Genomic DNA, 15405 nt, shown 5'->3' with positions numbered 1-15405 from the left:
GTGCCATCTCATGAGATGGCACTTTTTTTTTATGTCTTTTATAAAGGTGTCAAGTATTTTATTAGTCTTATTTCTTGTATTGGTTAATTTTTTTCAGTTAGAATATTTCGGTGCTTTTATATGTTGATATGTGATTTTTTATGTAACCCATTGGCTACACGCTTAGCATTTTGATGCTTTTATGCGAGACTTTCCAAAATTCATTACATCAACATTATGGAAAAAAGATGGTTTGGTGATAATTGGTTGAGATTGTGAATGAAATATGGGGATTTTCTTCTTTTTATATGTAAATATGGTCTTAAAAGCTAAATTTATTCAATATTTTAGTTTAGAATGATTATAAATAAAAAAATATCAATTTATGAATTAGATATTTAAAGTGTTTGTTTTTATATTTTGTTTGAATTTTAAGCTTTTTTGTCCTTTTAAAATTGCGATATATTTATAATTTAAGCTATAATCACTGTTTGTTGTTAAAAATATCTCATTTTATGTAAGTTAAAAATTTGCTAGTGTTAATATTTATTAACATATTTGTTGCTAAAATATATTAAAATTTGTTAATATGAATGTTAAATTATGTGTATTGAGTGCAGGAGTTATGTTCTTTTTAGGACAATCCGCTTTTGCGCAAACAACTAAAAAAGATACAGCAAATACTAAAGTAATTGATGAGATTGTTGTAGTTGGGGTACAAAAAAAGAAAAAAGAAGAAGTTACCCAAGCTGTTTCTGTAGTATCTGGTGAAGAATTAACTAGAATGTCAGCTTCAAGTACAGGTATTACAAACATGCTTCAAGGTAAGATGTCAGGTTTGCAGGTGTCTACAAACTCTGGTAAGCCAGGAGAACCAGGATCAATTAGAATTAGAGGAGCTATTAACGTTTCTTCTACTTTAGGAGCATCTGATCCATTATTTGTGGTTGATGGTGTTTACATGACTCAACGTCAGTTTAACTCGATCCCTCCAACAGATATTGAAAGTGTTACAGAATTGAAAGATGCAGCTTCTACAGCTGTATATGGAGCTAGAGCAGCAAACGGGGTTATCGTAGTTACCACTAAAAGAGGTAAGTTAGGAAAACCTGCCATTACATATGATACAAGATTTGGTTTTGCTTATAAGCCAAAAGATATCAACTTCAAAATGATGAATACTGCACAAAAGATTCAGTTTGAAGATGAGATGTCTACTATTGGAATTAATCCAAACCCACTTTATACAGAGCAGGAAAAAGCTCAGTTGCTAGCACAAGATCATGATTGGTCAAAAGAAATTTTAAGAAACTCAAGCATTCAATACCACAACTTATCTGTAAGAGGTGGAGGAGATAAAAACTCATATTATGCTTCTATCGGTTATGATTCTGACTCAGGGATCCTACAAGAATTAGAGGGTTTCAAAAGATATAATGCAAGATTTAACTTCGACCAGAAGATTACTGATAAAATGAAGTTAGGTTTTGATTTTGGTATCGTAAATGTTAAGACCCAGGATCAACGTTTTTCATATAACGCATTAAGCCCATTCTATTCAGTATATTCATTGAATCCATATGAGCCAATTTATAATCCAAATGGTTCATTTAACCCTACAACAAACTCTATTAACCCAATTGACCTTAGAAGAAATGAGGTGACAACAGATTGGAGAACTAGATTGTCAGGACAGGTTTTTGGTACATACGAATTCTTTAAAGGATTATCATTTAAATCTACTTTCGGTACGATCTATGACCTTAGAAAAAACAAATATGTTGTAAGAAAAGGTTCAGATATTGCTAAAGTATATGGATATCCGGATGGAAGTATCAGAGATACTAGATCAGATTTCTGGACATATGTATTTAACAACAGATTCGACTTTACAAGATCTTTTGGACAACATAAAGTATCTGCAGTTGCTGCATTTGAATATAGCCAGGAACAATTCGGTAGTTTATCCGGTACAAAAAGAGTTATGCTAGGACCAGATATTACTGACGTAGGTTCTGCAGCTACTCCATTTGCTGTTACAGGTAATACAACTACAACAAACTACGTGAGTTTATTAGGAGTTGTTGACTATAACTACGCTAATAGATATATCGTATCAGGATCCATCAGACGAGATGGAAACTCAAGATTAGGAGAAGGTAATAAATATGGTAACTTCTGGTCTGCTTCAGCAGCATGGAACTTAGCAAAAGAATCTTTCTTTGATGTACCTTTCTTCAATGATATCAAATTCAGATATAGTATTGGTACAACAGGTAATATCTCTGCTCTTGCTGATTACCAAAACCTTATTTCTATTGTATCTGGTGACTATGGTTTAGATCCTACATCAGGTCCTTCTAATAACGTAGGAAATAAAAACCTTAAATGGGAATCTAAAACATCTCAAAACTTAGGGGTTGACTTTGTAATGTGGAATAACAGAGTTAAACTAAGTGCGGAAGTATTTAAGGATGACAGAAAAGATTTCCTTTATGCAATTCCAAGTACTCAATATGAAGGTGGAGGATATTTATTCTCGAGTGTTACTAATGCCGGAAATATTGAAATTAAAGGTTTAGAATCTGAATTAAATGTTGATATCATCAGAAGTAAAGATATTGACTGGTCAGTAAGAGGAAACATTTCAATGCTTAAATATAATGTGAAGAGCTTGTATGGAACTAACACTCAGCTTAGTTTAGACGGTTACACATTTATGAGTATCGGAAATGAGCCAACAGTATTTAAAATGGTTAAAAGTGCAGGGGTAGATCCTACTAATGGAGATGCATTGTACTACAAACTTGATGGCTCTATCACCAATGTATATAGCTCAGGTGATGCTCAGTTCTTACCAGGAAAATCTACATTACCAAGTGCTTATGGAGGTTTTGGAACAACTTTCAGATATAAAGGATTTGACTTAAATGCAGATTTCTCTTTCCAGACAGGAGGATATAGCTACAATATTGTAGGACAAAACCTTGTTGACTTCTCTGCTTATAACCAAAACTTAAGCACAGATGCATTTAACTACTGGAAAAACCCAGGTGATAAGGATGTATTGCCAAAACCTAACGTAAATGGTCTTCAAACAACAGATCAATTCTTACAAAAAACAGATTTCGTAAGACTAAGATCAGTAGAAATTGGATATACATTTGATAAGAAATTCTTAGGTGAGAAACTTCCTGTAAACAGTATCAGAGTATATGGTTCTGGTCAGAACTTAGCGCTTTGGACTAACTTTACAGGGGATCCAGAAATCGCTGTAGCTTCTGAAACTCAGATTAACAATGGAGCATTTATTCCAGGAGCTTTAAGCTTATACAACTATCCAAATACAAGAACATTCCTAATGGGAGTGCAAGTTAACTTCTAATTCAATTTTATCATGAAAAAAAATATAGTAAGAATAGTATTATTTGCATCACTTGCTTTCACCGCAACATCTTGTACTGATGATTTAAGTGTAGAGCCAAATGATAGACTGATTGTAGATAACTATTATACATCTGAAGGAGATTTCAGAAGAGGTGTTGATTATGCTTATGATGCATTTAAAGCGGGAGGTTATTATTCTTTAGATAATACTCAATTAATTATTCCTGATATTCTTTCAGATAACTTAATTCAGAATCCTCAAGGGAGAAGATCTAATAATGATGGTTACAATTTAAATTTTGCTGGGAACGTAGGAGAAGTTACTTCTGTGTATGGAGCAGGTTATGCTGTAGCAGCTAGAGCTAATGCAGTTCTTGATAAGATTAATAATTTAGCAGCAGGAGCATTCAGAACCAATATCGAAGCTGAAGCAAGAGGTATTCGTGCAATTGCTCACTTTGATATTGTGAGAAGATATTGTAAAATACCTACTCAGTCTGCTGATGCAGGAACTTCAATGGGTATTGCATATGTAGATAAATTCGATCCGTTTTTAATAACGACAAGAAACTTAAACGTAAATCAGGTTTATGACAGAATTCTTGATGATTTACTTTTCGCTGAACAAAACATTACGCAATCAGCAAATGTTGGTAAACTGACAAAAGCTGCTGTACAAGGTATGTTATCAAGAGTATATCTATATAAAGGTGACTATGATAATGCGATTCTTTGGGGACAAAAATCTATCGCTTTGAAACCAAGTGTAGGAACAATCGGAACTTTCAAAAATATCTGGAACGATACTTCTACTGATGGAGTATTATTCAAAGTATTGAACTCAAGTATTGAAAACATTAAAACAGGTTCTGCTTATAACCAGACTGTAGGAGGTCAGATTAAGTCAGAATATGTTGTTGACTATGATCTATATACTAAATTCCTAGATACAGATATCAGAAAATCTTCTTATATTATAACTTCTCCTTTTAATGGTAAGAACTATAATAACGTAATTAAATACAAACAAGCTACAGACAAGCCAATTGAAGCTGTGGATGTTAAGTATTTAAGAACTTCAGAAGTAGTTTTAAATGTTGCTGAAGCAATGTTTAAGAAAGGAAATGAAGCTGGAGCTCTAGGGTTATTAAATACATTAAGAGCACAAAGATATACTGGTTTTGTTCCAGGAACAGAATCTGGTCAAAATCTTTGGAATGCAATTATGTTACAGAGAAGATTAGAGTTAGCATTTGAAACAGACAGATTCTTTACATTAAAGAGACTTGCTCTACCTATTCAAAGATCTAACTTCGGTCCGGAATCTAATGGAGCAGGAAACCCTGCGACTGTTTTGTCGCTTCCTGTTGCAAGTCATAAGTGGCAATTACCAATTCCTCAAGGAGCAATTGATAACAATCCACAGATTCAGCAAAACCCTGGTTATTAATCATAGAATAATCATTCAATATAGAACCCCTGCTCAAAGCAGGGGTTTTTTATGTTCTTTTATTTCTTATTTTTGCTGTACAATAATCAATAATGAAGTACATCCTTTTCATACTCTTCTCTTTAGGTTTTATAGCCAAGGCTCAGGTTGTTAATAAAGCAGACGCTAAGCCTCAACCACAGAAAGAAGACACCCTTGTGATTGATTCCGGGAAGAAAGATTCCCTGAAAATTTTCAAACCTACCATTAATGATTACCAGTATCAGACTCAGTTTTCCGAAAAGAAAGTTTTTGATACGGTAATGACTTTTGATAAAACGTATATCTTTTCACAACAAAATAATAAAGATAACTTTGGAAGAGTACAGCCTGCCAATATTGGCTCTGGATTTAACCCTCTTGTATTCGAAGTAAATGCTGAGGAAAACCTTTCCTTATTGCCATCCAATAAATCGTATATGATCATTGGAGCAAATGATGTGAAATACTACGATGTAAAAACACCTACCGCTACCTTTGTTTATCACAATGCCATGCGAAACGGAGCCGCTCTAAGATCTACCTACACCCAGAACATCGGGAAAAGATTCAATTTTGCCCTTGAATACATGGGACTTCGTTCTCAGGGACTTTACAGAAACTCATTGTCAGCAAATAATAATACCCTTTTCTCAGGACACTATGTTTCAAAAAGTGGCAATTATGAGCTCTTTGCTCACTATCTTCACCAGAATGTAAACAATCAGGAAAGTGGTGGTATTACAGAGGATAACCTGTTTATGAATGGGGATAGTAATTATAGCAACAGGCAAAACGCACAGGTAAATCTGGCCTCTTCAAGCTCGCAGTTTTCTTACAGAAGATACTATCTGAGCCATCAGTTTACGCCTTTCAACTCCGGGAAATTTCCTTTCAGCATAAGACATATTATTTCTCATCAGGGGAATAAATATTATTATAACCAAACTGGATTGGAGTCTTATTGGTATGATGCTCCTACAGATTTAGTGAATGGGTTTCCACTGACAACCAAAAAATACTCTGAAAACTTCAGTAATACAGTAAGCTTGATTTTTAATAATGAAAAATTCAAACTAGATGCCGGGGTACGCTATCAGATGATCAAATTAGGAATAAGAGACGTTGTTGCCCTTAATGGAGTGTCTTTCCCTGGTGAGCTAAAAGAAAACAGAATCGGAGCTGTAGGAAACCTGCAGGTAAAACTTTGGGATAAAATCCAACTGAACTCATTCCTGGAATTTTCAAACGGAAGCCAGTTTAAAAGTTACCTTAAAACAACCAATAATCTGAAGTTTGAACCTATCAAAGATTATTTTGTTAATGCAAAAGTGAACTTCCAGAGTGCATACCCTTCATTTAATTACTTACTGAATACTTCCGTTTACAATAATTTCAATTACTACCTTGAAAATGCAAAGAACCAATCTGTAATGGAAGTGGGAGGAAGTATTAATCTAAAATGGTTTAAAACAGAAATCTTTGCCAATTATTTCAGAATTGACAACTATACTTATTTTGACAGTAACGGAAGTCCTAAGCAAAGTAATAACTCAGTGAATATCTCTCAGATTGGAGGAGATGCTACTTTCAGCTTCAATAAATTCCATCTGAATACAAGAGTGCATTTCCAGAATACTTTAACAAACAAAGAACTGCTTCCTATGCCAGGCTTTATTGGGAGAGCCAATTTCTTCTACCAGACACAGGCTTTCAAAAAAGCAGCAGAAATTCAGGCAGGAGTTAAAGTATACTATTTTTCTAAATTTGCATCAAGAGATTATTTCCCTGTTCTTAACGAATATATCCTTCCTAACGCCAATTCATTTTCAATTGGAGGACAGCCTATCGCCGATATCTATATCAATATGAAAGTGAAAAAAATGTTCTTTTTCATAGAAGGGCAGCAGATAGGAACTGTTATTTCCAATAACAAAGCATATGCATTTCCACATTATCCGGTGTATGATTTCAGATTGAATATTGGAATTGTGTGGTATTTGTTCAACTAAAAACTATACAGGTTGAAAACAATTAATAAAATATCATTTAACGATATAGAAAGCATTCCTCAGTTGGTAAAAGATTTTTTAAATCAAAAAATTGAGGGTTTTGAAAATAATACATTTTCCCTGGATCATTTCAGACAGCAGATTCATCTGAAAAAAGATTCTTTCACAGCAGAGAAAAGGAGCATTTTATCAGGTGTGTTCGAAGGCCAGCTTGCAAGCCTTTCCCTTTCTTCAAAGCAAAGAGAAAATATTGAGAATACTAAGCTGCCCAATACGTTCACCATTACAACAGGACATCAGCTGAATTTATTTTCAGGGCCTGTGTTCTTTGTGTATAAAATTCTTCAGACCATCAAGACATGCAGCTATCTGAAAGAGAACTTCCCGGACTTTAACTTTGTTCCGGTGTATTGGATGGCTTCAGAGGATCATGATTTTGCTGAGATCAATCATTTTAAAACCGAAAATAATTATTACGAAACCAACGAGAAATCCGGAGGTCCGGTAGGTCGAATTGAAATCAGTGATACCTATTTCATTTCGGAATTTGAAAAAGAATTTAAAGATTCTATTTTCGGAACAGAGCTGATCTTAATGATGAAAGAAGCTTACAAGACAGGAAATACCTTAACGGAAGCCATTAAGATTCTTGTTAACCGCCTTTTTTCAGAATTCGGGCTTTTGATTGTAGATGGAGATTCTAAGGAGCTTAAAGAGCAGATGAAGGCTATTTTTAAAGATGAACTTCTGAACTTCAGCTTACAAAAAACAGCTAAAGATAAAGTAGATTTTCTGACAGAGAAATATGGAAAGGTTCAGGTGAATCCTCGTGAAATTAACCTTTTCTACCTTTCTGATACCAGAGACAGAATTGAATATAACGGACAGAAATATATCATTGTAGATAAAGCAATTCAGTTTACAGAAGAGGAGATCCTGGCTGAATTGGAAAATCATCCTGAAAAATTCAGTCCCAATGCATTAATGCGCCCGGTGTATCAGGAAAATGTATTGCCAAACCTGGCTTATATCGGTGGAAATGCCGAAATCATGTACTGGCTGGAACTGAAAGACTATTTCTCAAAAATTATGATTCCTTTCCCTATTCTGATTCCAAGAAATTCTATGCTTTTCCTGAAGGAGAAAATAGTAAGGAAAATTGAGAAACTGGATCTTAAAATAGACGACTTTTTCCAGAACTTCACGGTACTTACCAATCAGAAGATTTTAAAAGATAACCCTATTTTGCAGCTGCTGGAAGAAAAAGAAGAATTGCTGATCCGTAATTTTTCGGAGTTGAAAGGAGCTGCTGAAACTACTGAGAGATCTTTTGGAAATATGGTGAAGGCAGAAGAGGTACGGCAATTAAAATCATTTAAAAGAATGAAAAAACGCCTGCTTCATGCTGAGAAAATAAAACAGAATGAATTGCTGGAAAGACTTGAAAATCTGTTTTTAGATGTTCATCCTGCTAAAACGTGGCAGGAAAGAGTATATAACTTTAGTGTATTCTTTTCAGATTATGGATATTCATGGCTTGAAAATTGTTTGGAAGAAATGGTGGTTGATGATTCCAAATTAATAATTGTTGCCATTTAATTTTAAAGAAGTATTTTTGTAAATTATAATTATCGAATATGATAAAGAGGTTTTTTATTCTATCCAGTTTATGTATGGTTTTGGGAGTTTCAGCCCAGAAATCACATACGGTTGTGCAAGGTGATAATCCTTACAACATTGCCAAAAAGTATGGAATGACTGTAGATGAATTGCTGAAGCTAAACCCAAAACATAAAGATGGCAAATTGGCCATCGGAGATGTTTTAACAATAAAATCAGATAAAGCAGCCACTCCGGCTGTGACAAAAACAGCTCCAGCAGAAAAAGTAACTTCAACTACAAGTGCTTCTTCTCTAGGTAAAATTGTTTTACTGCCAAAGCAAACCATCTATGGTATTACAAAACAATACAGAATTTCCGAAACTGATTTAAGAAAATTGAATCCTGAGCTGGATTCTCACATGAAAATCGGAGACGAAATTACTTTACCTCTTGCAAGCATAAAAAAATATGGCGGAGAGCAACAGGCTGTAACAGGAGAAAGACATGCTGAACCTGCCGTAGAAAAAAACATAACCACCATTACACCTACACCTGTTACCACTGCTGTAGAAGGAGAGTCTTATGTGATTCAGTCTAAAGATAATTATTACAGAATTACAAAACAGTTTGGCATCAGCCAGCAGGATCTTTTTGCTTTAAATCCAGGATTGGAAGAAAAAGGACTTAAGCCTGGGGATACCATCAAAATAAAAACATCCACTACAAATAATACCAACACCAACACACCTACTGAACCTTCAAATCCAAAAGCAAAAATGGATTCCGGGAACGAAAAATCAACAGCTGCTTCCAATGTTGTAGCAGGTGATGATTATGTTACCTATACGGTTCAGCAGGGAGATACAGTATTTTCTATCGTTAATAAATTCGGTGTTTCCATAGATGAACTTATTGCTCTGAACCCAGACCTTTCACATGGCTTGAAAACCGGAATGGTTCTAAAGATTAAGAAGCAGGATGCTGCTTATGTGAAGAAAAACGGTGATGCTTTAAGTGTTATCCTAATGCTTCCTTTCGGGTACAGTACAAATGAAACCCAATACAGAGCAATGGCTCTTGACTTTTTGACTGGTGCTAAACTTGCCATCGAAAGAAATGCAAGAGGTGGACAAAAACTGGATATTAAAGTAGTAGACTCAGGAAATGAAGCTTCATTTAAAAATTCTTTGACGCAGATTAATCCGGATAATACAGATCTTATTATCGGTCCATTCTTCAAATCCAATGTAATTGATGTTCTTGATTTTACAAAAAATCAGAAAATCCCGGTAGTAGCGCCATTTGCCAATACTCCGGAACTCTATAACTACAGCAATCTTATTATCGTAGAAACGAACAATCAGACTTATGCTGACAAGATTGTGGAAGAAGTTAAAGGTACCTATTCAGATCAAAAAATATATATCGTGGCAGATTCTAAAAAAGAAAATGCCAACTACATCAAAGCAGGACTTGAAAAAGCGGTGAAAAATCCTAATATCATTATTGTGAATTCTCCGGCAGATATTCAGCCTGACCAGAATATGATGACAGGACAATCTGCTCCGGTTATTGCTATTTTAGCGAATGATGATAATGCGGCAGGAGATGCTTTTGCCAGCAGAATAATCGCCGTTTCTAAAGAAGTACAGGGAGTAAAAGCCTTCAGTATGTTCTATTCTCCTGTTTTTGAAAAGAAAGTAGATGAGCTGAGCCAGGCAAGTCTGGTATATCTGATGGATAGAAAGATTAATACTGACGGTAATTTTGAAAAAGAAATTCTGGCTGCCTATAAAAGCAAATACTGCAAAACTCCACCAAAATATGCTATCGTAGGTTTTGATGTTGTCAACGACATGTTAACCAGAGAAAATAAAAAAGGAGAGATATTTAAACAGATGAATAAAGTTCAGACTCAGCTTGCTACAAAATTTGAGTTTGTAAAATCTAAAGCTAATGGTGCTTATGTAAATACTGGTTATAGAGTAATCAGGTTAGTACCTTAAATGATTTATAACTGTTTAAAAGAATATTGTTAACATTATAGTTATATTTGCATAATATTTAATTCAATACATGAAAGCACTTGTATTTCCAGGGCAGGGTTCTCAGTTCGTAGGAATGGGAAAAGAATTGTATGATTCTAGAAAAGATATTAAAGATCTGATGGAATCTGCCAATGAAATTTTAGGTTTCGACATTCTTTCCATGATGTTCAGCGGAACGGATGAGGATCTTAAGAAAACAGAGGTTACCCAGCCTTCAATATTTATACATTCAGTAGCCGCATTAAAAGCCGTAAATGGTCTTGGCGCTGAAATGGTAGCAGGACACTCTTTAGGAGAGTTTTCAGCTTTAGTTGCCAACGGAGTTTTATCTTTTGATGACGGTTTGAAATTAGTTTCTGAAAGAGCAAAAGCTATGCAGGAAGCTTGTGATGCAAATCCAAGTTCTATGGCAGCGATCTTAGGATTAGAGGATGCTAAGGTTGAAGAGATTTGTGCACAGATCAGCGGAATTGTTGTTCCTGCAAATTATAACTGTCCGGGACAATTGGTAATCTCTGGAGAAACACTTGCTGTAGAAGAAGCTTGTGTAAAGCTGAAAGAAGCAGGAGCTAAAAGAGCATTACTGTTACCGGTAAACGGAGCTTTCCACTCACCATTAATGCAACCTGCACAGGAAAGACTGGCAGCAGCTATTGAAAAAACAAAATTCAGAAAAGCAACCATTCCTGTATACCAGAATATCACTACAACAGCGGTAACAAATCCTGATGAGATCAAACAAAATCTGATCGCTCAGCTTACCGGTCCTGTAAAATGGACACAATCTGTTCAGAACATGATTAAAGACGGTGCCTCTAATTTCGTAGAAGTAGGACCGGGAAAAACCCTTCAGGGATTGATCAAGAAAATTGACGGATCCGTAGAATCTGCTTCTGCAATCTAATTCAAAAAATATGAACGCGATATTTTCACCGGGCAAGCTTATGCTTACTTCAGAATATTTCGCAATCGATGGAGCTCTTGTCTTAGCGGTACCTACCAAGCTGGGACAAGAGTTTTTTTTTGAAGAAACAGATGATAAAAAATCTCTGATTATCTGGGAGGCTTATCATCAGAATACACTATGGTTGAAAGCTGTTATTGATTATAAAACATGGCAGATCTTAGAAACCAACATTCCATCAAGCGCTGAATTTATTACCAAAACCTTAAAAAATGTTCAGCAGCTTTCTCATCAGAAATTCAAGACTGATCTTACCTATCATTTAAAAACAAACCTTCAGTTTCCACCAGACTATGGACTTGGGAGCAGTTCTACCCTGATGAATAATCTTTCAGAATGGGCCGGAATAGACCCGTTTTATCTTAATGCAATAAGTTTAGGAGGCAGTGGATACGATATTGCGGTGGCGAAAGAAAAGGCTGCCGTTCTTTTCCAAAGTAAACCTGAAATAAAATATGAAAAGGTTAATTTCAATCCTTCTTTTAAAAATGAATTGATTTTTATTCACTTAAATCAGAAACAGGATAGCAGAGAAGGAATCAATTTTTACAAGTCAAAAAAGAAGTCTCCGGAATTGGTTAATGAATTTTCTGATCTTACAAAAAAAATATTGTTATGTAATGAATTGGAAAATTTTTCTGAATTAATGATGATTCATGAATATAAAATCGCTAATTTTCTTGAAATTTCCACAGTTAAAGAGAAGCTATTCTCAGATTGCCCTTCTTTTGTCAAAAGTTTAGGGGCATGGGGCGGAGATTTTGTAATGAGTGCCAAATTTGGGGACTATAAGAACTATTTTTGGGAGAAAGGTTTTCCTTCGGTTTTTGAATGGGAAAATATAATTGATTTGTAATCAGCCGATTACAATCCTGTTTTTTTATTTGCCATTCTGACTTATATCAGTATATTTAAACCACCTTTAACAAATAATTAATATTATTTTTGTTGAAGTCAATAAAGAAATAGAAAATATAAGTAAAATGAAAAACACTAAAATCATCCAGGATTTAGAGAAATTGGGGATTAAAGGAAACTATGAAGTAGTGTATAATCCTTCTTATGAAGAATTATACCAGGCTGAAGTTTCTTCTGAAAATCAGGGATTTGAGAAAGCTGAACTTACGGAATCTGGCGCGGTGTCAGTAAAAACAGGAATTTTCACAGGTCGTTCACCTAAAGACAGATATATTGTTCAGGATGATGTTACAAGAGATACAATTTTCTGGGATGGTAAAGTAAACTTACCTACTACTGCAGAAATTTTCGGTTCTTGTAAGGAACTAGTGCTGAACCAGCTTGCTGAATCTAAAAAGATCTATGTAGTAGATACATTCTGCGGAACGAATGCAGATACGAGACTTAAAGTAAGATTTATCGTTGAAGTAGCATGGCAGGCGCATTTTGTTACTAATATGTTTATCCGCCCTTCTCACTATGAGCTTGAAAACTTTGGAGAACCTGATTTCACAGTAATCAACGGTTCTAAAACAATAAACCCTAACTGGGAAGCTCAAGGATTGAATTCTGAAAACTTCATCATGTTCAACCTTACTGAAAAACTACAGATCATCGGAGGTACATGGTACGGAGGTGAAATGAAAAAAGGGATGTTCGCAATGATGAACTATTACCTTCCATTAAAAGGTATGGCTTCAATGCACTGTTCTGCTAACGTAGGAGAAAAAGGTGATGTAGCTTTATTCTTTGGTCTTTCAGGTACAGGAAAAACGACTCTGTCTGCAGATCCGAAAAGATATCTTATTGGTGATGACGAGCATGGTTGGGATAACAACGGAGTATTTAACTATGAAGGTGGATGCTACGCTAAAGTTATCGACTTATCTGAAGAAAAAGAACCGGATATCTTTGCTGCCATCAAAAGAGATGCACTTCTTGAAAACGTTGTTGTGAACAATGGAGTAGCAGATTATACAGACGGATCAATCACTGAGAATACAAGAGTTTCTTATCCAATTTATCATATCAACAAAATTGTATTGCCCTCTAAAGCAGGTCATGCTAAGAAGATTGTTTATCTTTCAGCAGATGCATTCGGAGTACTTCCTCCGGTTTCCATCTTGAATGAAGATCAGGCTCAATACCACTTCCTTTGCGGTTATACATCAAAACTAGCTGGAACAGAAAGAGGAATTACAGAACCTCAACCATCTTTCTCACCTGCATTTGGTGAAGCATTCCTTACATTACACCCAACAATGTATTCTAAAACATTGATCGGTAAAATGCAGGAGCACGGAGCTAAAGCTTATTTGGTAAATACAGGTTGGAATGGTACAGGAAAGAGAATTTCTCTGAAAGATACAAGAGCAATCATTGATGCAATCATTGACGGATCTATCGATAACGCTCCTAAAACTCAGGTTCCAATCATGAATCTTGAGATTCCTACTGAATTGCCAAACGTTTCTACAGGTATTTTAGATCCTAGAGATACATATGAAAGTGCTTCAGAATGGGAAGAAAAAGCAAAAGATCTTGCTTCAAGATATATCAAAAACTTTGAGCAGTATTGTGATACTGAAGAAGGTAAGAAATTAGTTGCTTCAGGACCTCAATTACAGGAACAAACTATCTAATTAATAGTTATCTATAAAATAAGGAAAAGCCTCATCATTGATGAGGCTTTTTTATTAATATTTTTGACAGTTTTCAATCAATTCATCCTGTTCATCAAGTTTTAAGACTGTTGATTTGATTGATTCTTCAGTTAAATGTTTTATGATCATAAAATGTTTTGAAGAAAAGTAAGATTCTTCGTCCAATATCTTATCTAAATACTTTGGATTAGTGAAAGTTATCCAGTATTTTGCTTTGTTGGAAAAGGTAATAGTTACTTCTATGGCATCAGATTCAATATTTTCTATTGGATCATCTATGTTAATAGAAATTATTTCAGGTTCATTGTTTAAAGTAAAATAAAAATCAGAATACCATCTCAGTCTTCCTTCGTCATTCCAGATTCTTATATTTTCATCATTTATTTCTTCAACGATATAAGATTCTCTCTTCGTTAATTGCCCGGAATATATGCCAATGCTTTTACAGTAAATCTTATCCTTTATCTTCATAAATTATTCTCTTTTTATACATAATTATCTGTGAGAATCTGTGCTATCTGTGGGAAAATATAGACTGAAAATTACTTCAGGCTCAATAAAGCCAATCTATACCCATCCATTCCAAAGCCGGATAAAACAGCATCTGTATTCGCTGCCGTTACAGATTTCTGGCGGAATTCTTCTCTTTTGTATATATTGCTGATATGTACTTCTACTTTTGGCTTGCGGATATTCTTTAAACAATCAGCGATAGCATAAGAATAATGGGTAAATGCTCCCGGGTTAATCACCACTGCATCAAAATCATCCTCCTGAAGTCTGTTGATAAGCTCACCCTCAATATTAGACTGATAATATTGTATTTCATGAGACTGAAACTCGGATTTTAAATTTTCCAAATAACTCTCCATGGAAACATTTCCATAAATTTCCGGTTCCCGGGTGCCCAAAAGGTTGAGATTAGGCCCATTTATAATCAAAACTTTCATACTATAAAATTAAAAAGTTTTTTCAATTAATAGTACAAAAATTAAGGTGTCCTCAAATATTTGTTCCATTGAATTATTAATAATGATATTTATCATGTTTGAATAAATGATAACGGCTACAACTCCTATTGTAATGAGTTTTATTAAAATTTTATGTTAATTATTAAAAATTTATCATGAAAAATAAATAAGTCTACTTGTTTTGTAGACTAAAAGTTTTTAGCTTTGCAAACATATTTCGATCGGCTTATAAAGAAAGATGGAGGGAACTGACCCCGTGAAGTCTTAACAACCTACCCATTGGGCAAGGTGTTACGTTCAGCCTTTTAAGGAAAAATAAGCATTTGGTTTATCGTATATTAAAATTTAACCCT

At 34.7% G+C, this 15405-nt stretch carries 10 protein-coding genes and 1 riboswitch; of the genes, 8 read left to right on the top strand and 2 right to left on the bottom strand.

The genetic code is table 11. The annotated features are described in order from the left end of the window. Positions 1-568 precede the first annotated feature (568 nt). The 8 genes from JOE44_RS15325 (at position 569) to pckA (ending at position 14060) form a co-directional block, all read left to right on the top strand. On the top strand, positions 569-3364 hold the full coding sequence (locus tag JOE44_RS15325) for a SusC/RagA family TonB-linked outer membrane protein (RefSeq protein ID WP_209786221.1): 2796 nt from the start codon (positions 569-571) through the stop codon (positions 3362-3364). 12 nt (positions 3365-3376) lie between these two features. Continuing rightward, the gene (locus JOE44_RS15320; RefSeq protein ID WP_209786220.1) at positions 3377-4816 is read left to right on the top strand and encodes a RagB/SusD family nutrient uptake outer membrane protein; all 1440 of its coding nucleotides are present in this window, start codon (positions 3377-3379) and stop codon (positions 4814-4816) included. A 92-nt stretch (positions 4817-4908) separates the two neighbouring features. Beyond that, positions 4909-6846: a putative porin gene (locus JOE44_RS15315; RefSeq protein ID WP_209786219.1), complete on the top strand. Its 1938-nt coding sequence runs from the start codon at positions 4909-4911 to the stop codon at positions 6844-6846. 12 nt (positions 6847-6858) lie between these two features. Continuing rightward, the gene (gene bshC / locus JOE44_RS15310) at positions 6859-8445 is read left to right on the top strand and encodes a bacillithiol biosynthesis cysteine-adding enzyme BshC (RefSeq protein WP_209786218.1); all 1587 of its coding nucleotides are present in this window, start codon (positions 6859-6861) and stop codon (positions 8443-8445) included. A 38-nt stretch (positions 8446-8483) separates the two neighbouring features. Further along, entirely contained in the window at positions 8484-10454 is a 1971-nt protein-coding gene (locus tag JOE44_RS15305; protein ID WP_245169792.1) for a LysM peptidoglycan-binding domain-containing protein, read from the top strand. Between the two features lie 70 nt (positions 10455-10524). Beyond that, positions 10525-11400: an ACP S-malonyltransferase gene (gene fabD, locus JOE44_RS15300; RefSeq protein ID WP_209786217.1), complete on the top strand. Its 876-nt coding sequence runs from the start codon at positions 10525-10527 to the stop codon at positions 11398-11400. Between the two features lie 10 nt (positions 11401-11410). Continuing rightward, the gene (locus tag JOE44_RS15295) at positions 11411-12316 is read left to right on the top strand and encodes a GYDIA family GHMP kinase (RefSeq protein ID WP_209786216.1); all 906 of its coding nucleotides are present in this window, start codon (positions 11411-11413) and stop codon (positions 12314-12316) included. 127 nt (positions 12317-12443) lie between these two features. Then, positions 12444-14060, top strand: a complete 1617-nt coding sequence (gene pckA, locus JOE44_RS15290) for a phosphoenolpyruvate carboxykinase (ATP) (protein WP_079240179.1) — start codon at positions 12444-12446, stop codon at positions 14058-14060. Between the two features lie 54 nt (positions 14061-14114). Here the strand turns inward: pckA and JOE44_RS15285 are convergent, their stop codons facing one another. Next, complete coding sequence (locus JOE44_RS15285) at positions 14115-14552, bottom strand: hypothetical protein (RefSeq protein WP_209786215.1); 438 nt, start codon at positions 14550-14552, stop codon at positions 14115-14117. A gap of 71 nt (positions 14553-14623) precedes the next feature. Continuing rightward, complete coding sequence (locus JOE44_RS15280; RefSeq protein WP_180565022.1) at positions 14624-15031, bottom strand: type II 3-dehydroquinate dehydratase; 408 nt, start codon at positions 15029-15031, stop codon at positions 14624-14626. Between the two features lie 244 nt (positions 15032-15275). Continuing rightward, a riboswitch (SAM riboswitch) is annotated at positions 15276-15374 on the top strand. Positions 15375-15405: the final 31 nt, after the last annotated feature.

It is taken from the genome of Chryseobacterium sp. PvR013, assembly GCF_017833095.1.
Classification (GTDB): domain Bacteria; phylum Bacteroidota; class Bacteroidia; order Flavobacteriales; family Weeksellaceae; genus Chryseobacterium; species Chryseobacterium culicis_A.
The sequence above is the reverse complement of the archived record's forward strand: the minus strand, read 5'-3'. Positions and strand labels throughout refer to the sequence as shown.

Coding starts and splice junctions, on each gene's coding strand:
- JOE44_RS15295 (WP_209786216.1), top strand. CDS start 11,411: ATGAACGCGATATTTTCACCGGGCAAGCTTATGCTTACTTCAGAATAT.
- JOE44_RS15320 (WP_209786220.1), top strand. CDS start 3,377: ATGAAAAAAAATATAGTAAGAATAGTATTATTTGCATCACTTGCTTTC.
- JOE44_RS15305 (WP_245169792.1), top strand. CDS start 8,484: ATGATAAAGAGGTTTTTTATTCTATCCAGTTTATGTATGGTTTTGGGA.
- fabD (WP_209786217.1), top strand. CDS start 10,525: ATGAAAGCACTTGTATTTCCAGGGCAGGGTTCTCAGTTCGTAGGAATG.
- JOE44_RS15325 (WP_209786221.1), top strand. CDS start 569: ATGAATGTTAAATTATGTGTATTGAGTGCAGGAGTTATGTTCTTTTTA.
- JOE44_RS15315 (WP_209786219.1), top strand. CDS start 4,909: ATGAAGTACATCCTTTTCATACTCTTCTCTTTAGGTTTTATAGCCAAG.
- JOE44_RS15285 (WP_209786215.1), bottom strand. CDS start 14,552: ATGAAGATAAAGGATAAGATTTACTGTAAAAGCATTGGCATATATTCC.
- pckA (WP_079240179.1), top strand. CDS start 12,444: ATGAAAAACACTAAAATCATCCAGGATTTAGAGAAATTGGGGATTAAA.
- JOE44_RS15280 (WP_180565022.1), bottom strand. CDS start 15,031: ATGAAAGTTTTGATTATAAATGGGCCTAATCTCAACCTTTTGGGCACC.